The sequence below is a fragment of the candidate division KSB1 bacterium genome (assembly GCA_024655945.1).
In the GTDB taxonomy this organism is placed as follows: Bacteria; Zhuqueibacterota; Zhuqueibacteria; order JANLFK01; family Oleimicrobiaceae; genus Oleimicrobium.
Map to the genome: position 1 here is coordinate 713,027 of JANLFK010000001.1, position 19,320 is coordinate 732,346.

Annotated in this window: 21 protein-coding genes; 1 reads left to right on the forward strand and 20 read right to left on the reverse strand. The window is 62.9% G+C overall.

The window, feature by feature from the left end; translation table 11 throughout:
- Positions 1-47: 47 nt before the first annotated feature.
- From fabG to dusB, 15 genes are all read right to left on the reverse strand, one after another.
- Positions 48-791 carry a 3-oxoacyl-[acyl-carrier-protein] reductase gene (gene fabG / locus NUW13_02890; protein ID MCR4437976.1) on the reverse strand — a complete coding sequence of 248 codons (744 nt, stop codon included), beginning with the start codon at positions 789-791 and terminating at the stop codon, positions 48-50.
- A gap of 16 nt (positions 792-807) precedes the next feature.
- Positions 808-1,725 carry an ACP S-malonyltransferase gene (gene fabD / locus NUW13_02895; GenBank protein ID MCR4437977.1) on the reverse strand — a complete coding sequence of 306 codons (918 nt, stop codon included), beginning with the start codon at positions 1,723-1,725 and terminating at the stop codon, positions 808-810.
- A complete protein-coding gene (locus NUW13_02900) occupies positions 1,722-2,741 on the reverse strand; it encodes a tetratricopeptide repeat protein (protein ID MCR4437978.1) in 1,020 nt (339 codons plus the stop codon). Before NUW13_02900 ends, fabD begins: the two co-directional genes overlap by 4 nt.
- A 67-nt stretch (positions 2,742-2,808) precedes the next feature.
- Entirely contained in the window at positions 2,809-3,777 is a 969-nt protein-coding gene (locus NUW13_02905; protein MCR4437979.1) for a ketoacyl-ACP synthase III, read from the reverse strand.
- A 13-nt stretch (positions 3,778-3,790) separates the two neighbouring features.
- The gene (plsX, locus tag NUW13_02910) at positions 3,791-4,825 is read right to left on the reverse strand and encodes a phosphate acyltransferase PlsX (GenBank protein MCR4437980.1); all 1,035 of its coding nucleotides are present in this window, start codon (positions 4,823-4,825) and stop codon (positions 3,791-3,793) included.
- A gap of 26 nt (positions 4,826-4,851) precedes the next feature.
- Positions 4,852-5,034, reverse strand: coding sequence for a 50S ribosomal protein L32 (rpmF, locus tag NUW13_02915; protein ID MCR4437981.1), 183 nt, complete (start codon positions 5,032-5,034; stop codon positions 4,852-4,854).
- A gap of 21 nt (positions 5,035-5,055) precedes the next feature.
- Positions 5,056-5,592 (reverse strand): DUF177 domain-containing protein, encoded by a 537-nt coding sequence (locus NUW13_02920; GenBank protein ID MCR4437982.1) that lies wholly within the window; start codon positions 5,590-5,592, stop codon positions 5,056-5,058.
- 176 nt (positions 5,593-5,768) lie between these two features.
- On the reverse strand, positions 5,769-6,203 hold the full coding sequence (gene ndk / locus NUW13_02925; protein ID MCR4437983.1) for a nucleoside-diphosphate kinase: 435 nt from the start codon (positions 6,201-6,203) through the stop codon (positions 5,769-5,771).
- Between the two features lie 48 nt (positions 6,204-6,251).
- Complete coding sequence (locus tag NUW13_02930; GenBank protein MCR4437984.1) at positions 6,252-6,803, reverse strand: 2-oxoacid:acceptor oxidoreductase family protein; 552 nt, start codon at positions 6,801-6,803, stop codon at positions 6,252-6,254.
- Between the two features lie 41 nt (positions 6,804-6,844).
- On the reverse strand, positions 6,845-7,669 hold the full coding sequence (locus NUW13_02935; protein ID MCR4437985.1) for a 2-oxoacid:ferredoxin oxidoreductase subunit beta: 825 nt from the start codon (positions 7,667-7,669) through the stop codon (positions 6,845-6,847).
- Positions 7,666-8,832 (reverse strand): 2-oxoacid:acceptor oxidoreductase subunit alpha, encoded by a 1,167-nt coding sequence (locus NUW13_02940; GenBank protein ID MCR4437986.1) that lies wholly within the window; start codon positions 8,830-8,832, stop codon positions 7,666-7,668. The genes NUW13_02935 and NUW13_02940 overlap by 4 nt, the downstream gene beginning before the upstream one ends.
- A gap of 15 nt (positions 8,833-8,847) precedes the next feature.
- The gene (locus NUW13_02945; protein ID MCR4437987.1) at positions 8,848-9,078 is read right to left on the reverse strand and encodes a ferredoxin family protein; all 231 of its coding nucleotides are present in this window, start codon (positions 9,076-9,078) and stop codon (positions 8,848-8,850) included.
- An 18-nt stretch (positions 9,079-9,096) separates the two neighbouring features.
- Positions 9,097-10,053 carry a carbamate kinase gene (gene arcC, locus NUW13_02950; GenBank protein MCR4437988.1) on the reverse strand — a complete coding sequence of 319 codons (957 nt, stop codon included), beginning with the start codon at positions 10,051-10,053 and terminating at the stop codon, positions 9,097-9,099.
- Between the two features lie 38 nt (positions 10,054-10,091).
- Positions 10,092-11,426: a cyclic 2,3-diphosphoglycerate synthase gene (locus tag NUW13_02955; GenBank protein MCR4437989.1), complete on the reverse strand. Its 1,335-nt coding sequence runs from the start codon at positions 11,424-11,426 to the stop codon at positions 10,092-10,094.
- Positions 11,427-11,476: 50 nt separating this feature from the next.
- Positions 11,477-12,445 (reverse strand): tRNA dihydrouridine synthase DusB, encoded by a 969-nt coding sequence (dusB, locus tag NUW13_02960; protein ID MCR4437990.1) that lies wholly within the window; start codon positions 12,443-12,445, stop codon positions 11,477-11,479.
- A 126-nt stretch (positions 12,446-12,571) separates the two neighbouring features.
- Between dusB and rpmB the strand changes: the two genes are divergently transcribed.
- The gene (gene rpmB, locus NUW13_02965; protein ID MCR4437991.1) at positions 12,572-12,763 is read left to right on the forward strand and encodes a 50S ribosomal protein L28; all 192 of its coding nucleotides are present in this window, start codon (positions 12,572-12,574) and stop codon (positions 12,761-12,763) included.
- Between the two features lie 334 nt (positions 12,764-13,097).
- Here the strand turns inward: rpmB and NUW13_02970 are convergent, their stop codons facing one another.
- The 5 genes from NUW13_02970 to murG form a co-directional block, all read right to left on the reverse strand.
- Positions 13,098-14,762: a B12-binding domain-containing radical SAM protein gene (locus NUW13_02970; GenBank protein ID MCR4437992.1), complete on the reverse strand. Its 1,665-nt coding sequence runs from the start codon at positions 14,760-14,762 to the stop codon at positions 13,098-13,100.
- An 11-nt stretch (positions 14,763-14,773) separates the two neighbouring features.
- Positions 14,774-15,958, reverse strand: coding sequence for a cell division protein FtsZ (ftsZ, locus tag NUW13_02975; GenBank protein ID MCR4437993.1), 1,185 nt, complete (start codon positions 15,956-15,958; stop codon positions 14,774-14,776).
- A gap of 76 nt (positions 15,959-16,034) precedes the next feature.
- Entirely contained in the window at positions 16,035-17,267 is a 1,233-nt protein-coding gene (gene ftsA / locus NUW13_02980) for a cell division protein FtsA (protein MCR4437994.1), read from the reverse strand.
- Between the two features lie 37 nt (positions 17,268-17,304).
- Complete coding sequence (locus tag NUW13_02985) at positions 17,305-18,039, reverse strand: hypothetical protein (protein MCR4437995.1); 735 nt, start codon at positions 18,037-18,039, stop codon at positions 17,305-17,307.
- A 118-nt stretch (positions 18,040-18,157) separates the two neighbouring features.
- Positions 18,158-19,318 carry an undecaprenyldiphospho-muramoylpentapeptide beta-N-acetylglucosaminyltransferase gene (gene murG, locus NUW13_02990; GenBank protein MCR4437996.1) on the reverse strand — a complete coding sequence of 387 codons (1,161 nt, stop codon included), beginning with the start codon at positions 19,316-19,318 and terminating at the stop codon, positions 18,158-18,160.
- Positions 19,319-19,320 lie beyond the last annotated feature (2 nt).

Genomic DNA, 19,320 nt, shown 5'->3' on the forward strand with positions numbered 1-19,320 from the left:
CTTTAACTGGTTGGCCGTCGTCTATGCCTGCAATGCTCTTGTTGTTCCTACATCACCATGCCGCCGTCCACCCGGAGGACCTGTCCGGTTATGTAGGCGGCAGCCGGCGAGGCAAGGAACACCACCGCCTCGGCCACCTCCTCCGGCTGCCCCACGCGCCGCAAGGGGATAATGTTCAGGTACGACTGCCGCACACTTTCCGCTAGGTTCTTGGTCATCTCCGTCTCGATAAAGCCCGGGGCCACGGCGTTCACCGTGATGCCACGCCCTGCCAGCTCGCGCGCTGCCGACTTGGTCAGGCCGATCAGCCCGGCCTTGGAGGCGGCATAGTTGGCCTGGCCGACATTGCCGATCAAGCCGATCACCGAGCTGATGTTAATGATCCGCCCCCTGCGCTGCTTGATCATCACCTTGGCAGCCGCCCGCAGGCAGTTGAACGCGCCCTTGAGGTTGACAGCGATCACCTGGTCCCAGTCGCTCTCCTTCATGCGCAGCAGCAGGTCGTCCCGGGCAATGCCGGCGTTGTTGACCAAAATGTCCAGGCTGCCCAGGCCCTCGACGCAGGAGGTGATCAGCTGCTCCGCCTCGGCTGCCACCGAGACATCGGTGCGCAGGGCTAAGGCCTTTCTCCCCAAGTCCATGATCTCCTCGGCGGTGGTGTGGGCAGTGGCCTCGTCGATGTCGGCCACAGCCACATGGCAGCCTTCGCGGGCAAGCGCTAAGGCGATGCTGCGGCCGATGCCACGTCCTGCGCCGGTTACGGCAGCCACTTTGTCTTGCAAAACTGCCATCGCTCCTCCTTGCGACTCACGCCTGAGCGAGCTCTTCTGCCGTCCCCAGCGTGCGGCCGGGTATGTCCTTGTTGATCCGCTTGAGCAGGCCCGTCAACACGTTGCCGGGGCCGACCTCGTAAAAGACGGTCGCCCCATCGGCCATCATGTTCTGCACGGTATTCTGCCACAGGACCGGCCGCGAGAGCTGCTCGTGCAACAGTTGGCGGATCTCTGCGGCGCTGCGCACCGGCCGCGCCGTGACGTTGGCATAGACCGGAATCTGGGCGTCGCGAATATCCGCTGCCGCCAGCACTTCGCCCATGTGCTGACGGGCATAGTCCATGAGCGGCGAGTGGAAGGCGCCGCTCACCACGAGCGCGACGACGCGCTTGGCGCCACGGGCCCGCGCCAGCTCCATGGCGCGATGCACAGCCTGTACCGCACCGGACACCACCACCTGACCTGGGCAGTTGAAATTAGCCGGCTGCACGACGCCCGTCTCCGCGGCCTGCGCGCAGATTTCGGCCACTGCCCCTTCGTCGAGGCCGATGATGGCAGCCATGGTGCCCGGCGCAATGCTGCCCGCCTGCTGCATCAGCTCACCCCGCCGCTTGACCACGCGCAGACCCTCGGCAAAACTCAGCGCCCCGGCGACCAGCAGCGCCGAGTACTCGCCCAAGCTGTGTCCGGCGGCCATGTCCGGCACCACTCCTCGCTCTCGCAGCAGGGCACTGACAATGGCGGAATGGACAAAAATGGCCGGTTGGGTGATGGCCGTCTGCTTCAGCCGTTCTTCTGGGCCATGGAAGCAGACATCGGCTAAGTCAAACCCAAGAATCTCCTGGGCCTGCGCGAACAGGTCGCGCGCCAACGGGAAGGCGTCGTACAGATCGCGAGCCATCCCCACGTACTGCGAGGCCTGGCCGGGGAATTGGAATGCCACAGAGCTCATGGGCGCTCGATCTGCTTGCGCAGCTTGGCTGCATCCACGCGTGCGGTGCGCGCCCTCGCCAGAGCCTCGAAGTAGAGGTCTTTCGACTGCAGTTTAATGGCCCGCTGGTACTCGGATTCGGCTTTGTCCAGGTCGCCCAGCACCTCGTGGGCGAGGCCGAGATTGTAGTGGGCAGCGGCATTCCGAGGCTCTGCAGCCACCGCCTGCGCAAAGGCATCGCGGGCATTCGACCACAGCCCTTTCATGGCGTACTTCTTGCCCACGGCCATCATCCCCTTGCCGCCTTCGATGGGGCGCCGCTCCACCTCCACGTAAGGGGCGATTTGCCGGGCAAAGTCCTCCACCACCTCGCCGAGCAGGTCCTTGAGTATCTGCTCCCTGGGCTTGAGGGTGCCGCGGCCGGCGACCACCTTGCCGCTGTCGTACGACTTGGTGTTGGACTTGACCGCCAGCAATTCGCCCGTCTCCACGTTCACCATGCGGAAAGTGACACCCACAGCCCCCCGCCGGATGCGATACTCCTGGTCCACAAGCACGGTCTTCATGATCTCTTGGCGCACCTCTTTGCCGAAAAGCTTGACAGTACGGTACTCACCCGTGCCCACCTGGCGCTCGACCTTCTCGGTGCCCACCTGGTCAGGCTCCAAGGAATAGGCAGTCACTTCCCCGAAGATGAGGGCGTCGACCCCGAGCAGGCGGCCCGCTTCTTTGGCGGAGGAGGCGTCAACGATGCCGGACATGGCCAACTTGTGTTCCTGGAGGATCTGCAGCACCCGCTCCCGCTCGACGATGTGGAAGAACTTGCTTTCGAACAGGCGCGAGGTGAGCATGCTGCTGGCAATGGCACCGGAATTCTCCGGGCCAGCAAAATCGACGATGGCAATGCTCTTGATGCCGGTGATGTCGACCTGCGCCGGCTTGGTCACCGGCACGTTGACGCGCGAGCTGGCGCATTGCAACGTCAAGGCGAACACGGCGACAAGCAGTGCGCTGACCACGATGCGGCGATTTGTCATATCTCCCTCCTTCCCGCGACCTACTCTCGCGGCTACTCTCTGCGCCCCAATGGCGCGAACGCTCTTGTCAGAGCCTCACGGCGGCTGAGCCCCAAGTGAAGCCCGCACCGAACGCCACCATCACCACCACATCGCCCGCCTTCACGCGCCCTGACCTGCGCGCCTCGTCCAGGGCGATGGGGATGCTCGCTGCGGAGGTGTTGCCGTACCTATCCACGTTCACATAGAGCCGTTCCTGGGGAATCCCCACTCTCTTGGCGGTGGCATCCAGAATGCGACGGTTTGCTTGGTGAGGGATGAGGAGGTCCACCTGGTCGCTGCTCAACCCGCTCTTGTCCAGGATAAGCTCCGCAGCCTCCCCCATGGCGGTGACGGCGTACTTGAACACCTCCCGGCCTTCCATCTTTATGAAGAACATGCGTTGGGCGATGGTCTCCGGCGACGGACGGTACTTCACGCCTCCGCCCGGCATGTAGAGCAGGTGGTGCAGTCGGCCGTCGCTCTTCATGTAGGTGGCAAGCACCCCTCGGCCATCACGCGCCGGCTCCAAGACCGCCGCACCCGCGCCGTCGCCGAACAGCACGCAGGTAGCGCGGTCTTCATAATCGGTGATCAGAGAGAGGGTCTCGGCACCAATGGCCAGGACGCGTTGCGCGCGGCCGCATGCAATGAGTGCATCACCCAAGGTGAGGGCATAAAGGAACCCGGAGCAGGCGGCGGCAATGTCCATGGCAGCGGCGTTGACCGCCCCCAACTTTTCTTGCACAAAGCAGGCAGTGGCCGGAAAACCGAGATCGCCGGTCACCGTGCCCAGGATTATCACATCAATCTGGTCGGCGGTGAGCCCGGCATCCTCGAGGGCGCGTCGCCCCGCCTCGGCAGCCAGATCGGAGGTAAAGACGCCCTCTTCGACGATGTGGCGCACCTCCATGCCCGTGCGCTCTCTAATCCACTCATCAGAGGTTTCGACGAGCCTCTCCAGGTCGGAATTGGTGAGCACCCGATCTGGCACACACATCCCCGTGCCCGTGATCATCGACTGTGGTTGCTTAGCCAACGCGTTCTCCTGAAAGCTGATACAGTTCTGCGGCGATATGCTGATTGACTCCTTCGCGCACCATCTTCACTGCCTCACGGATGGCGTTCTTGACGGCCCGCGGCGTGGAGCGCCCATGGCCGACGATGCAGACCCCATCGACGCCCAGCAGCGGTGCGCCGCCATATTCCTGGTAATCAAAGATCTTGCGCAGACCCTCAAACGTCGGCTGGAGCAAGAAAGCGCCGAACTGCCGGATGACGTGCTTGCCGATCTTGCGGCGCAGGATGGAGCGGTACAGACGATCAACGCTCTCCGCAAACTTGACCAGGATGTTGCCCACGAAGCCATCGCACACCACCACTTCTGCGCCACCTTTGAGCACGTCGCCGCCTTCGACGTTGCCAATGAAATTGAGCTTGCTCTTGCGCAGCAGGCGGGATGCAGCTATGGTGGCCGCATTTCCCTTGCTCTCCTCCTCGCCGACGCTGAGGAGGGCGACCCGGGGCTCCGGATGCCCCAGCACGTGGCGGTAAAAGATCGTCCCCATGAGCGCGAACTGCAACAGGTGCACGGGGCGGCAATCGACATTGGCGCCCACATCCAGCAGCAGGGTACCTCCTTCCAGGCGAGGCAGGAGCGCACCCAGCGCCGGCCTGGCTACCCCTTGCAGTCTCCCCAAGTTCCACACTGCGGCGGCCATGGCAGCGCCGGTGTTGCCCACGGTGACCACTGCATCCACCGTCTGCTGGCGATGCAGGCGCATCGCCACTGCGATGGAGGCATCCCGCTTGGCACGCAGGGCTGCCGCCGGCGGCTCACCCATCTCGATGCGCTCCGCGGCATGGTGGATGCGGAGAGGAAGCTCGGCAGTGCGGAAGTGGCGGGCCAATTCGCGCTGGATCTGCAGGCGATCGCCAACCAGAACGATTTCGTACTCGCCGCGCGCGGCACGTGCTGCCTCGACTGCGCCATGGACGACGTCCTCTGGGGCATTATCTCCCCCCATCGCGTCGAGGGCAACGCGCACTGTGTTGCGCTCCGCCACGGCTGATCCTCTGCGAGGGGCCTTACCTACACTTCACGCGGCAGGAACACCGAACGTCCACGATAGTACCCACAGTTCGGGCAGGCCCGATGGGGTAATTTTGGTTCACCGCAATTGGCACACTTGCTCACCGTCGGGGCGGCCGCCTTCCAATGTGTGCGGCGCTTATCCCTTCGCGAGCGAGAATGACGTCTCTTTGGTAGTGGCATGCTTTCCTGAGTTCCTTTCTTCTACTCCTGCATCCCGCGAAATTTGGCCAGTTTGGCCCAACGGGGATCAATCTCCGCGATGTGGCAGGTGCAGGTCTCATAGTTCAGATTTGCCCCACAATGGGGACACAAACCCTTGCACTCTTCGGAGCACAGCATCTTGATGGGGAGCATGAGAATCAGCGCCTCCCGCACCTGGCGCGCCACAGCGATTTCGGTCTGGCCCGGTTGGAGAAGGTAGACATCCTCCTGCTCAAGGAGCTCGGGCTCGGGCGTGAAGATCCACAGGCAATCTTCTGCAAAGGTCCGCTCGAGCGGCTCCAGGCAACGGTCACACGTGGCCAGGGCCTGTCCGCTGACCCGCACGCGCAGGTGCACCTCTCGGCCAATCTTGCTGATGCCACCATGGACGGTCACCTTGCCACGGTAGGGGGTGTAGTCTTCGAGGTCGAGAGCCACGCTGGTGGACTCCAGCTCCACCACCCTCAGCACCTCGTCCAGGTCGCCTATGTAGATCTTCATGGTGCTACCCCAAAAATCGATATTGAAATTTACCAATAATTGCCCTCATTGTCAAGCACAAAATTGGCGGGAGCGCGCGCCCGCCAATTGTGCCACTGCTAAGCCCTTGTTTGTCAAGGCGGTAGCTGGTGCCCACCTCAAGCCCGATCGGCAGCAGAATAGTGAATGCCATTCACCGTCGAGGTGCTTCTTACCCGCACAGGGCAGGCCGCTCAGCCCGCAGCGCCCTCTGCCCGCAAGAGCTCCTCGGTGCTGAAGAAGAAACTGACCTCCCGGGCGGCGTTCTCCGGCGAATCGGAGCCGTGCACGAAATTGCGACGGATGCTCTCCCCATAGTCGCCGCGCAGCGTCCCCTTGGGGGCCTTCTGGGGGTCGGTAGGGCCGATGAGCTGCCGAAACTTGTCCACCGCTCCCGGCGCCTCCAGCACCATGGGCACACAAGGACCGGAGCTCATGTATTCCACAAGCTCGGCGAAGAATCCCTTGCCCCGGTGCACGGCATAGAACTCCTCCGCCACAGGCCGCGACAAGCGGGTCAACTTCATGGCCACAAGGCGGAACCCCGCCCGCTCAATGGCGGCAATGGCGTTGCCAATCAGGTGCTTCTCCACACAGTCAGGTTTCAAGATAGCCAGCGTCCTTTCCATTCCTCAACTCCGCAGTCGCATGGCTGTCCGCGTTCGTATCTGCTCTTCTCAGTCCTTTTTGAGCGTTTTTCCCACCGCCAATCCGGCGTGGAAGGCCTTGAGGTTGAGCTCCTCGGTACCTTTGGGCACGCGCGCGCGGATGGCAGCCTCCATGGCACCCTGGCTGACTACATTGGTAATGGCAGTGATGATGCCTAAGGCAACGATGTTCGCCACCAGCGCACGGCCGGTTTCGCGCTCGGCAATGGCCACCATGGGCACGCGATAGACGGTGAACTTGCCTTGGGGCACGCGCTCCACGGCCTCAGCGTCCACCAGGAGGATGCCGTCCTCCAGCAGGTCTTTCACGTACTTGTCGCAAGCCTCTTGCGTCAGGGCAAGCAGCAAATTGAGTCGCGTCGCCTTGGGGTAGTCGATCTCTTCATCGGCGATGATTACCTCCGAGCGGCTGGCCCCGCCGCGCGCCTCCGGCCCGTAGGACTGACTCTGCGTTGCGTTCCTCTCGTCGTAGATGGCAGCTGCCTCGGCAAGGATCTTGCCGGCCAGCACTAACCCTTGCCCTCCTTCGCCACTCAAACGAATCTCATAGCGGAATGCCATCCTTTCCCTCCTTCGCGCTGCCAGCACGCATTGGTCGCTTGTTACGACAAACTCGCCTTCCGTCTGAGGCTGTCGATGAGCGCCTGATAAGTCTCCAGGTACTCCGGGCGGTCTACGTCGGTGAAAACGCCGGTCACGATCTTGTCGTTCAGTTGCTCGGGGGACAGTTTGGCTGCCTCCTGCACGCTGATGGTGTGCTCCTTTTGCCAGCGGATCATGTCCACGCCTGTGCCGAGGCGGTTGCGGCGCCCATAGGCCGTCGGGCAGGGCGTCAGCACCTCGACCACCGAAAACCCGCGCTTGAGCAGAGCTCGCTCAATCAGTTTGTCCAGTTGAAACACGTGATAGACAGTGCCACGGGCGACAAAGCTTGCCCCCGCTGCCTGCGCTAAGCCGCTGATGTTGAAAGACGGCTCCACGCTACCAAACGGCGCGGTGCTGGCCTTCATCCCCATGGGAGTTGTCGGCGAAACCTGTCCGCCGGTCATGCCATAGATGTTGTTGTTGAAAATAACCACCGTCAGGTCGATGTTGCGGCGCGCGGCATGGATGTAGTGGTTGCCGCCGATGGCCGTGGCGTCGCCATCGCCGGTGACCACGATGACGTGGAGCTCCGGTTTGGCCATCTTCACGCCGGTGGCAAAGGCGATGGCCCGCCCGTGCGTGGTGTGCAGCGTATTGAAATCCACATAGCCCGGGGTACGGCTGGAGCAACCTATCCCGGACACCGTGCAAACCTGATCTTTGGGCCAACCGATCTTGTCGATGGCCCGCAAGATGCTCTTCAAGACGATGCCGTTGCCACAGCCCGCGCACCAGATCAAGGGGAACTTGCTGATGCGGAGGTATTTGGTATAGTCGATCATCTGGCGACCTCCCGGATTGCCTGCAGGATGTGCTCGGGTGGAATGGGTTCGCCGTCGACGCGGTTGACCCGGTGCACTGGCACCTTGCCACAAACCGCCCACTCCACCTCGTGTGCCACTTGCCCCATGTTCAGTTCCGCCACGATGAGGGCGCTCACCCTTTCGGCCAGCGCGCGCACCTCCTTGTCCGGGAAAGGCCAGAGGACAAGGGGACGAAGCAGGCCGGCAGGAATCGCCTCCTCCCGCGCAAGTCGCACCGCCCGACGAGCGGCCCGCGCTGTGGCCCCATAGGCAACCACGCCAATCTCTGCGCCATCCAACTGCTCTTCAGCGACTTGCACGATGTCGTCGCGATGACGCGAGATCTTGCGATTCAGCCGCCTGATCAGGCGATCGATCTGCACCGGGTCGTTCGTGGGGAAGCCAGTCTCGTCGTGGCACAAGCCGGTGACGTGGAAGCGGTAGCCAGTGCCGTAACTTGCCATCGGCGGTATGTCGTCCTCGGTGAATTTGTAGGGGAGGAACTCCTCCGGGGGGCAATTGGGCAGTTTCCGCTCGTACACCTCAATTTCGTCGGGTTCGGGCAGGACCACTTTCTCGTTCACGTGCGCCACAATCTCGTCCATGAGGAGGATCACCGGCGTGCGGTAGCGTTCCGCAAGATTGAAGGCGCGCACGGTGAGGTCGAAGGTCTCCCGCACGCTGTACGGGCACAGGGCAATGATTTCGTGGTCGCCGTGGGTGCCCCACCTGGCCTGCATAACGTCCATCTGCGCGGGGAGCGTGGGCAGGCCAGTGCTCGGCCCACCGCGCTGCACATCGACCACCACGCACGGCACCTCGGCCATGGCGGCAAAGCCAATGTTCTCCTGCTTCAAGGAAAAGCCTGGGCCACTGGTGGCAGTCATTGCCTTGGCGCCAGCCAATGAAGCACCGATGACGGCCCCCATGGCTCCTATCTCGTCCTCCATCTGGATGAACTTGCCGCCGAGGTGCGGCAAGCGGTAGGAGAGAATCTCGGCAATCTCTGACGAAGGGGTGATGGGGTAGCCGGCAAAAAAGGTCAGTCCTGCCGCCAGCGCACCCTCGGCGCAGGCGTCGTTGCCAGTCATCACCTCCACTCGCGGCCCATTGTTGCGCTGCATCACAGTTTCCTTTCCCATCCTCTGTGCTCTGCTTCAGGCGACTTTTTTCTTGCGCCGCTCCCCGACCACGGTGATGGCAAAGTCGGGGCAGCGCGCGTCACAGAGCTGGCAGGCCGTACAGGCCTCCAGATTCACCACCACGGGATAGTTCCGCTCCATGGCAAGCACGTGTTGGGGGCAGAACTCGACGCAAATCCCACACCCCTTGCAGAACTTCTTGTTAATGATAATCTGAATCCCCTGCTGTTCCTCTTCCTCGTTCATCTTTATGTTCCTACCTAGCTATTCGGGAACGATGCGCGTACCGGTCAATCCCTCCAATGCATCAGGCATGCCCTGGATGGAGGTAATCACGACCAACTTGCCGCCCCACTGCAAGAAATCGATAGCCGCCTCTATTTTCGGCCCCATGCTTCCGGGCGGGAAATGGCCTTCGGCCAGGTACTGCTTGGCTTCTTGCAAGGTCAGGCTCTCCAGGTCGCGTTGCTGGGGCGTGCCGAAGTTGAGCGCCACCTTGTCCGCGCCGGTGAGGATATACAGCTCCTGGGCGCCGATGTCTCGCCCCAGCACCGCTGCGGCGCGGTCCTTGTCGATGACGGCATCCACACCTTCCAGGGTGCCGTCCTCCTCCAGATAGACGGGGATGCCGCCCCCGCCTACGGCGATCACCACATAGCCTTCCTCCACCAGGTGCTTGATGCACTCCTTTTCCACGATCGCCCTGGGCAGCGGAGAGGGCACCACCCTGCGGAAACCCCTGCCCGGGTCACGCTTGATCACCCAGTTCCGCTTGCGCATCAGCTCCTCCACCTTGTGCTCATGGTAGAACGGACCGACGAACTTTGTCGGGTTCAGGATGGAGGGGTCATCGCGGTCGACAATCACCTGAGTGACGATCGTGACCACCTGTCTGTTGATGCCGCGCTTGATGAGTTTGTTCTGCAGGGACTGCTCGATCATGTACCCCATGCCCCCTTCCAAGTCGGCCACGATGACGCCCAAAGGCACGGGTGGGACCAGGTGACGTGTTTCCTCCACGCGGATCAAGGCGTTGCCCACTTGCGGCCCATTGCCGTGGGTCACGACTACCCGGTAACCCTTCTCTATGAGGTCGGCCACACCGACCAGGCTGCGCCGCGTATTGGCAAACTGCTGCGTGATGTTGCCCTCTTCGAACTCGCGAGTGATGGCGTTGCCGCCGAGGGCGACCACCGCGATTTTGCCGTCGCTCACTCCCATAACACCCCCTCACCTTGCCCTTGGCTTTTGGTTTGCCCCTAAGCCTTTCCTCGCAGCGCCAGCACTTCCCTGAGGATCTCCTCCAACGTGGGCCAGCCTATCTCTTGCAACTCGTAGCGCACGCGTACGCTGGGATGCTTGAGGCGGAGTACCCGCCGGAGGTCAATGGGGGTGCCGACGATGACCGTGTCGCAATCGCACGCGTTGATGGTGGCCTGCAAATCTTTGACCTGCCGCGGCCCATAGCCCATGGCGGGGAGTAGGTTGCCAATCTCGGGGTACTTGTCGAACGTGGCCAGCAGGCTCCCCTTGAGAAAAGGCCGGGGGTCGACTAACTCGCAGGCGCCGTACTTTTGCGCCGCCACCACACCTGCCCCATAGCTCATCTCCCCGTGTGTCAATGTCGGGCCGTCCTCGACCACCAACACGCGCTTGCCGCGCACCAGCTCCGGCTTGTCCACCGCAATCGGCGAGGCGGCATCCACGATGATGGCGCGCGGGTTGACCTCCACGATATTGGCCCGCACAGTCTCGATATCCTCAAAAGAGGCCGTCGTCTCCTTGTTAATGACCACCACGTCGGCCATGCGCAGGTTGGTCTCCCCGGGGTAGTAGGTCACTTCGTGACCAGGGCGCAGCGGGTCGGCGACGGTGATGTGCAGCACCGGCCTGAAGAAGGGTATGTCGTTGTTGCCACCATCCCAGAGAATTACCTCAGCCTCCTTTTCCGCCTCGGCCAAAATGGCGGCATAATCAACGCCTGCGTAGACCACGCTCCCACGGTCCAGATGGGGTTCGTACTCCTCCCGCTCTTCGATGGTGCACTGGTGGCGGTCGAGGTCCTCGTAGGTGGCGAAGCGCTGCACCCGCTGCTTTCTCAGGTCGCCATACGGCATGGGATGGCGCACCACCACCAGCCGTTTGCCCATGCGGCGCAAAATATCGACCACCCGCCTGGTGGTCTGGCTCTTGCCGCAACCGGTGCGCACCGCGCAGATGGCCACCACCGGCACCTTGCTCTCCAGCATCGTCGCCTTGGCCCCGAGCAGGCAAAAGTCAGCACCTGCAGCGTTGGCGATGGCTGCCTTGTGCATCACGTACTCATGGGAGACATCGCTGTAGGAAAAGACCACCTCATCAATCTGTTTTTCGGTGATCAGCTTGGGAAGATCCTGTTCCGGATAGATGGGAATGCCGTGCGGGTACAAGGGGCCAGCCAGTTCGGCAGGATAAACGCGGCCCTCTATGTCCGGAATCTGTGTAGCGGTGAAGGCAACTACCTCTGTGTCCTGACGGTCGCGAAAGCAGACATTGAAGTTGTGGAAATCGCGTCCTGCTGCACCCATGATAAGCACTCTCTTCCTTGCTGCCATAACCTCTCCGAGCTTGTCCGACCGACCTTATCATCATAGTCCCCCGGCTGTTAGCAACGCCCCTCCTGCTGCGCTAACCAACCCATCAGCGTGTCGCGCACCTCGGCAACGGTCTTGAGCGCCATTACCTGTGAGCGCACGACCTTGGTGCCGGGGATGCGTTTCAGGTACCATGCCACATGCTTGCGCATGCGCACCACCGCCACCGTCTCGGGTAGCTGCGCAGCGGCCAGCTCTAAGTGGTGCAGGCACGCGGCAATGCGATCCTCCACGGAGGGGAGACCTGGCTCCTGGCCGGCAAGAAGCTGATTGATGTGCCGAAACACAAAGGGGTTGCCAAGGGCACCCCTGCCGACCATGAGGAGGTCGCACCCGGTCTGTTCCATCATTTGCCGCGCGCTGTAAGCGTCGACCACGTCCCCGTTGCCGATGACCGGCACGGTCACGGCTGCCTTCACGGCGGCGATCACTCGCCAATCCGCCTTGCCGGTGAACATCGCCGACCTGGTGCGGGCGTGCACGGTAATGGCGGCCACGCCACAATCCGCCAGGCGGCGTGCGATCTCCACCGCCTGGGCACCATCATGCCAGCCGGACCTGACTTTGGCGGTCACCGGCACCGTTGCCGCACCCACGGCAGCGCGGCAGATGGCCTCCATGCGCGCCGGTTCCTTGAGCAGCGCCGCACCGGCACCCTGGCGGATGACCTTGGGCATCGGACAGCCAAAGTTCAGGTCAATAAGCTCCGGCCGCAGCTGCTGCACCAGCTGCACCGCCTCAGCCACCACGACGGGATCAGCGCCGAAGAGTTGTACCGCGATGGGCCGCTCCTCGTCCGCGAAGCGCAGATAGTCCCACGTACGCGCGCTGCCCCGTACCAAACCGTTGGCGCTGACCATTTCCGTGAAGACCAGCGCCGCACCATAGGAACGGCATAGGCGGCGAAAAGGGGCATCGCTCACCCCCGCCATCGGCGCCAGGACTGCCTTGCCGGATACTTGTACCGTGCCGATGCCCATGGATGGCCAATATAGCACTTTGGGCCCTAAGTTGCAATATCTTTTTTGTTGCTTTTTCATTTGCATTTTTGTATAATTCACACCGGTTTGGTCGGACATGATGAACTCTAACGCGGGAGTAGATTGATGGCACGGAGATGTGAGATCTGCGGCAAAGGACCCTCTGTAGGCCACAATATCAGCCATGCGGACAACGTGACGTTGCGACGCTGGCTTCCGAATCTGCAGACGGTGCGGGTCAAGGTTGATGGCGGCTCAAAGCGCATGCGCGTCTGCACCCGCTGCCTGCGCAGTGGACGCGTGCAGAAGGCCGTATAGCGATAGCTTCCGGGGATCGCGAGGCGCGGCGGCTCGGCGCAAGAGACGAGGCGCCGTTTTTGTTTTGGCGTTTTCGGAAAGCGACCACAGACACGGAGGTCGCACGGCTCGCCTGGGCAGCGGGGTCGCCGTCTTTAGGAGCGACCACCCCTTTGTGCCTCGTGCCCCACGCCAGCGTTCCTCAGACCGTTCCGGACAACCTCCGCTTGCGCCCGTTTGCGGCGTGCGGCGGTGGCTCCATGCCACCGACCGCCGCCAGCCGACAATGGGCGAGATGCCCTCCAGGGACCTTCCCCTGTCACGAATCCGCACACTGAGCTCTCCAGGACACCCCCTATGCCTCGGGGATCTCAGCACCGTGTCCGGTTTCCCCTTCCGCCGCTTGGCCGTGCATGCTCCGCCATTGCCGCCAGAGCTGGGCGCGGCTTATGCCGGCGTCCACGATGTCCCATGGAAGCTTGGATTGGTACGTTCGCGGCCGATGGATGAGCTGCCGCCAGTCGACCCCTGCTGCGCTCCAGGCCTGGGGCCAGCTTAGGTCGCGCCGGACCTTCAGTACCAGGGCCAGGCCCACCTCCTGCCCTCCCAAGGAAAGAATGGCCTGCAGGAGTTCCTGCCGGAGGCTCTTCGGCCGGACACTAACCCCGCTCACCCGGCGCAACTGTGCCTCTAACCACTTCCGCCGCTCCTGCAGCTCTGCACGCTCGGGCAGGGCCGCCCATTGGAGCACTGTCCACGCTTTGGGGATGACCGTGTTGATGCTCACCGTGAACCGCCGTCTCTTTCCCTTGCCCGTAAACCGCGCTGCCGCTTCGCGCACCATGCGCACGATAGCCTCTAGGTCGCTTTCTTCCTCCCCGGGCAGGCCAATGAGGAAGTAGAGGCGCAGCGTCTCCAGCGGAGCGTGCGAGATGAGGCTCAGAGCCCTGTCGATCTCTGCGTCGCTGATGCGCTTGTGGATGAGAAAGCGAAGCCGCTCCGAGCCCGCCTCTGGCGCTAAGGTGATGGAACGGACATTTGCCCGGGCAAGCGCCTCGAGCAGTCGCTCGCAGAGGGCGTCGATGCGGAAGGAGGAGAGGCCCAGTTCATATCCTGCGTCGACGAGGTGTTCGCACAGAAGGTCCAGTTCCGGAAAGTCCGAGAGGGCGGCACCTACCAGCCCCACCCTTTTCGTGGCGAAGATGTGTCGCCGCACCACTTCTTCAACCTCTGCGCTGCTGAGCAGTCGGCGGGGACGGTAGATACGCCCGGCGGGGCAAAAAGAACAGCCGCGGGCACAGCCGCGGCCTACTTCTACGAGAAACATCTTGCGGTAGTGACTGTGCGGCGTCACTACCGCCGAAAATGTCGGATGGGCGTGCAGTTCGGCCACGTACTGTCGTGCCACAGCAGGGCCTCCCATTCGCGTGCCGACCGAGGCCGGAGCGAGAACCCCAGGCACACCTCCCACCTCTTCCACCATGCCCGCCCGGCCTCGGCCAGCATCACGTCCTCTCCGATACGCAGCAACGATCGGCTCGATTGCCTCTTCGGCTTCGCCGATAAAGATGGCATCCATAATGGGCATCATCGGCGCCGGATTGAGGGTTACCGCCGCGCCACCCGCAAGCAGCAGCGGGTCATGCTCCCCCCGCTCTTCCCTCAGAGGGGGAATCCCTGCCTGGTGGAGCATCCACACCGCATTGGAGTAATCCAACTCAAATGAGAGCGAAAAGGCGACAATGTCAAATTCGCGCAGGGACCGCCCCGACTCTAAGGTGCGCACTTCGCGGTGGAGAGGGCCCTCACCGAGGAAGGCCCTCTCGCATCGCGTCTCGCCACAACCGTTGAGGAGGCGGTAGAGCGATTGATATCCCAAATTGGCCATCCCCACCTGGTAGGAGTTGGGGTAGACCAGTGCCACCTGGATCGGCGCCTCCGGCTTGAGGCGCACTGTGCTGTCCTCTGCACTGAGCAGGGCCTCAGCGTAGCGTCGAAAGTCTCTTGTGCCCCTGCCCATTTTCGTTCCAATCAAAAGAGCCGTCGGCGTTTGCGCAGGTATGCGGGCTCATCCTGCTCATTCTCGAGCACGATCTCCTGCACCTGGCCTGGCTCCTCGAACCCGTTGCCGCCGTTGGCGGGTTCCTCCGCCTGCGTCTTGCGGGCAAAGGCAGGGATCTGGCTCGGCTCCAGGCTCGAGGGGGGGCTCATGCGCCAGATGTCCTCTGGCGGTGCTGCCTTCTGGCGCGCGGAGCGGCCAAAGCCTGTGGCGATGACCGTGACGCGCACCTCGTTCTTCAACTTCGGGCTGATCACTGCCCCGAAGATGATGTTGGCATCGGGGCCTGCTGCATCGCGGATCACAGTGGCAGCCGCAGAGGCCTCATGGAGAGTCAGGTTGGGCGGGCCGGTGATGTTGACCAACACACCGGCGGCGCCTAAGATAGAGGTCTCGCCAATGAGCGGGCTGCTGATGGCCGCGCGGGCGGCGGTGACCGCGCGATCCTCTCCGGTGCCCACCCCAGTGCCCATGAGGGCGTCGCCCGCCTCCGTCATCACCGTGCGCACATCGGCAAAGTCCAGGTTGATGAGCCCCGGCACGGTAATCAGGTCGGAGATGCCTCTGGTGGCATTGAGCAGCACCTCATCCGCCAGCCGGAAGGCCTCGGTGAGGGGCGTGTCCTTGGGCACAATCTCCAGCAGGCGCTGGTTGGGCACGACGATGAGGGTATCCACGCGGTTTTTGAATTCACCGATGCCCTCTTCGGCGCGGCGCATGCGCTTCAGCCCTTCAAACTCGAACGGTTTGGTGACAATAGCGACGGTGAGGGCGCCAAGGTCTTTGGCAATCTCGGCCACGATGGGTCCGGCGCCGGTGCCGGTGCCGCCGCCCATGCCGGCAGTGACAAAGACCAGGTCCGAGTCGGTCAGAGCCTCCACCACGATCTCGCGGCTCTCCTCGATTGCTCTGCGGCCAACCTCAGGGTCTGCACCGGCGCCCAGCCCCTTGGTGGTCATGCGTCCGATTTGGAGTCGAACCGTGGCCTTACACTGCGCCAGCGCCTGCACGTCGGTGTTGATGCCGATGAACTCAACGCCAGTCAGGCCGGCCTCGACCATGCGGCTCACCGCGTTGCAGCCTGCGCCGCCAACCCCTACCACCCGCAGCTTCGCCGCCGGGTCCGGTCTCTCATCAAACTGGATAGTGAGGTTCATAGTCGACTCCTCTTACGCCTTCCCACGCAGCTTTCTGATTCCCATGAGCAGCTCCCACGGCTTACAGGGACTTCCCTTATGCCTCGTGCCTCTTGCCGGTCAGCCATCGCCAGATGCGCGCCCACAGACCGCCATCTGTGCCAGGCGACCCAAAGCCGTCGCCAAATTCCTCCGGATGGCGCACCTGGTAGAGCACCAACCCCACCGCCGTGGCAAAGGCCGGATTCTGTACCTCCACAACCAGCCCGGAAACGCCATTGGGAATCCCCAACCGGACCGGTGCCTTGAAGATCTCCTCGCAGAGTTCGGTCGCCCCTTCTAACGTTGCACCGCCGCCGGTGAGCACCACACCTGCAGTCGCCAATCGGCTGTACTCGCACTTTTGAATCTCCTGGTAGGCCAACGACAAGATCTCCTCCATGCGCGGCTGAATGATGTCCACCAGCACTGCCTTGGAAACCTTGCGGGTGCTCTGTCCGCTGAGGGCCGCGACTTCGACAAAGTCCTCCTTGTCCCCTTCGCAATGATAACTGCTGCCGTGGTTGGTCTTGACGCGTTCGGCCTCCTCAAGGGAGGTGCGCAGGCCGTAAGCCAAGTCGCTGGTCACATTGCGCCCTCCGAGCATCACTGCACCTGTGTGCCTGATGGAGCCCTCGAAGAAGACGGCAACGTCGGTGGTGCCGCCCCCAAGGTCGACGAGTATGCCGCCGAGGTCCTTCTCCTGCTCGCCCATCACTGCCTCGGCGGAGGCCAGAGCCTCCAGCACAATGCCGCCCACGCTGTAGCCCGCCTTCTCGACGCAGCGAATGATGTTCTGCACAGCGGTGACGGCAGCGGTGATGATGTACACCTCCGCCTCTAACCGGACCCCACACAGGCCCACCGGATCCTTGATGCCCCGCTGTTCATCCACCACGAACTCCTGGCGGATGATGTGGATGAGCTCGCGGTCAGACGGCAGTGCCACCGCCTGGGCAGCGTTGATGACCCGTTCCACATCATCTGCGGTGATCTCGCGGTCCTGGCCGCTGACGGCCACTACACCCCGGCCGTTGATGCCGCGGATATGGGAGCCAGCAATACCCACGCACACCGGCGGCACCTCCACGCCAGCCATCTGGCCGGCCTGGTACATGGTCTCCCGGATGGCCTGAACTGTCCTTTCCAGATTGACCACCATGCCGTGGCGCAGGCCCTCGCACGGCGCTGTGCCGACGCCAATGATGTGCACCCCACCATCCTCGTCCACTTCGGCGATGATGGCTGCCACTTTGGTCGTGCCAATGTCCAGGCCAGCTACGTATTCCATCCTCCGGCTCCTTCTTGCTGAGCGGAAGCTGATCTTGTCAACTTGTTTTCTCCAATCTGGCCACTACCTGGCCGTCCAGGCGCAGCTCCAGAAGCTTGACGTTCGTCAGACCCTGCCCACTGTCCAGGTAGCGCAGCACCGTGGCCAGATAGGCCACCTTGCGTTTGACGTGTCCCCTGCCCACGAGCACAGGCACTCCCCGGCCCTCCAAGTAAAGGATGCTGCCGAGCTCCGGGTTTATGGCCACCTGCCCGATGCGACAGAAGAGCGCAGGGCTTGTTTCTCGCGCACTGGCAAGGAATTCGAGGGCCTCCAGCACCTCACCGCTCAGCACCTGGTGGCGCTCCGGGTCGATGAGCACCGCCGGGCAGGTGATCATAGGGAGGTCCTTCTTGCGCTCCGACGCCTCGGGCGCAACAAGTCGCCCTTTCCGGTCCACCGGGAAGCGGGTGGAATTGAGGAAAGCCAAGGGGGTCGCTCTTGCCAAATGCGCACTGCCAAGGTCCCCGATCGCGTTCAACGGAATGCCCACGCTGGACAGCGCGGCATTCGCCTTTGCTTGGCGTGTAGGGCCTGCCACGGCCACGCCTGCTGCAGAAGAGTCGCCCCCGGCTGGGACCGGGGACTTGCTCGGGCCAGGCAAGAGCAAGAGCCCCCCAAGCAGGGCTACACTCCACAAGCCCAACCCCAGCTGCGCGGCTATCGCCGGCCAGTTGCGCCTCCTGCGCACTGGAGGAGCCAAGTAGTAGCGCCGGTAATGTGCCTTGTTCACGATGCCACCTCTATGCAGTCAGGCGGCTTTGGCAGTGGCGGCTCGCACGCGACTCACTCTCAACCACTGACTACAGCGCCCACTCCGAAGGAAGTCGCACCCTTCCTACCCTGCACTCTCACCCTTTGGGCTCTGTATCGCCAGCACGCGTGTCGGAACGAGCCGCCAGCGCCAAAGTCGCCTGAACTATTCGCGCCGCTGCATCGGGCCGAGCCAACTCGGCCATCTGCACTCCCATCCGCTTCAGCCCATCCTCATCGTCCAGCAGCAGCGTTATTTCCACCACACAACGTTCTGCGGTAAAGTCACCGTCCAAAACCACTTGTGCCGCGCCACGCTGCGCCAGAGTGCGCGCGTTCCATTCCTGGTGCTGCGCCGCAGCAAAGGGGTACGGCACCAGCAGCGCAGGCAGGCCAAAGAGCTGCAGCTCCGCCAACGTAATGGCACCTGCCCGACACACGGCAAGGTCGCTCGCCCGGTAGGCAGTGTACATGTCATCGATATAAGCACGCACGAGCACGCGCTCGCCGAACCCAGCAGCAGCTTCCCTCACTTTAGCAAAGTCGGCATTGCCCGTCCCCCAGATCAGCTGCACGTCAGGCCGGGCCATGAGGGCCGGCAGCGCGCCTAAGAGCGCCTCGTTGATGCGCCGCGCTCCCTGACTACCGCCAAACACCAGCACCGTCTTCCTGCGGGGGTCCAGTCCCAACTGCATACCGGCTTGCTCCTGCGTCAGGTCGGGCGGCCTCCTCCGCACCGGGTTGCCAGAAAGCCGCACCTTGTCCGGGTTGCGAAAGAACGGAATCGACTCCTGGTAGCTCACGTGCACCTCGTGCACGATACGCGCCAGCAACAGGGTGGTGGCCCCAGGGCGAACGTTCTGCTCCTGGATCACACGGGGTAGTCCCAAGAACCACGCGGCGACCACCACCGGCCCACTCACGTACCCACCTGTGCCAACCACGGCGGCGGGCTTGAGCCGTCGCAACAGTGCCACCGACTGCGCCACGCTGGCAGCAGCTTGGACAGGTACCAACAAATTGCTCGGGGCAAGGCGTCGCCGCATTCCTCGCACCGCAATCATGCGCAGAGGCCATCCCAAGCGGGGCAGCACCGTTGCCTCCAGTCCACGAGGTGTGCCCACAAAGACCACCTGCGCATCGGGCGCCTGCCGCCGCAACTCCTCGGCCAAGGCGATGGCCGGATAGAGATGGCCGCCAGTGCCTCCCCCGGCAAACACGAAAACTCGCGAAGCCTGTCCGCTTGACTGATCGGCCATTG

What these genes read in the sequence shown, in the direction of transcription:
- NUW13_02935 (MCR4437985.1), bottom strand. Translation starts at nt 7,669, where the DNA reads ATGATCGACTATACCAAATACCTCCGCATCAGCAAGTTCCCCTTGATC.
- fabD (MCR4437977.1), bottom strand. Translation starts at nt 1,725, where the DNA reads ATGAGCTCTGTGGCATTCCAATTCCCCGGCCAGGCCTCGCAGTACGTG.
- dusB (MCR4437990.1), bottom strand. Translation starts at nt 12,445, where the DNA reads ATGGGCATCGGCACGGTACAAGTATCCGGCAAGGCAGTCCTGGCGCCG.
- fabG (MCR4437976.1), bottom strand. Translation starts at nt 791, where the DNA reads ATGGCAGTTTTGCAAGACAAAGTGGCTGCCGTAACCGGCGCAGGACGT.
- ndk (MCR4437983.1), bottom strand. Translation starts at nt 6,203, where the DNA reads ATGGAAAGGACGCTGGCTATCTTGAAACCTGACTGTGTGGAGAAGCAC.
- NUW13_02905 (MCR4437979.1), bottom strand. Translation starts at nt 3,777, where the DNA reads ATGATCACGGGCACGGGGATGTGTGTGCCAGATCGGGTGCTCACCAAT.
- NUW13_02970 (MCR4437992.1), bottom strand. Translation starts at nt 14,762, where the DNA reads ATGGGCAGGGGCACAAGAGACTTTCGACGCTACGCTGAGGCCCTGCTC.
- arcC (MCR4437988.1), bottom strand. Translation starts at nt 10,053, where the DNA reads ATGGGAGTGAGCGACGGCAAAATCGCGGTGGTCGCCCTCGGCGGCAAC.
- NUW13_02945 (MCR4437987.1), bottom strand. Translation starts at nt 9,078, where the DNA reads ATGAACGAGGAAGAGGAACAGCAGGGGATTCAGATTATCATTAACAAG.
- rpmF (MCR4437981.1), bottom strand. Translation starts at nt 5,034, where the DNA reads ATGCCACTACCAAAGAGACGTCATTCTCGCTCGCGAAGGGATAAGCGC.
- NUW13_02900 (MCR4437978.1), bottom strand. Translation starts at nt 2,741, where the DNA reads ATGACAAATCGCCGCATCGTGGTCAGCGCACTGCTTGTCGCCGTGTTC.
- NUW13_02940 (MCR4437986.1), bottom strand. Translation starts at nt 8,832, where the DNA reads ATGGGAAAGGAAACTGTGATGCAGCGCAACAATGGGCCGCGAGTGGAG.
- NUW13_02955 (MCR4437989.1), bottom strand. Translation starts at nt 11,426, where the DNA reads ATGGCAGCAAGGAAGAGAGTGCTTATCATGGGTGCAGCAGGACGCGAT.
- murG (MCR4437996.1), bottom strand. Translation starts at nt 19,318, where the DNA reads ATGGCCGATCAGTCAAGCGGACAGGCTTCGCGAGTTTTCGTGTTTGCC.
- ftsZ (MCR4437993.1), bottom strand. Translation starts at nt 15,958, where the DNA reads ATGAACCTCACTATCCAGTTTGATGAGAGACCGGACCCGGCGGCGAAG.
- rpmB (MCR4437991.1), top strand. Translation starts at nt 12,572, where the DNA reads ATGGCACGGAGATGTGAGATCTGCGGCAAAGGACCCTCTGTAGGCCAC.
- ftsA (MCR4437994.1), bottom strand. Translation starts at nt 17,267, where the DNA reads ATGGAATACGTAGCTGGCCTGGACATTGGCACGACCAAAGTGGCAGCC.
- NUW13_02930 (MCR4437984.1), bottom strand. Translation starts at nt 6,803, where the DNA reads ATGGCATTCCGCTATGAGATTCGTTTGAGTGGCGAAGGAGGGCAAGGG.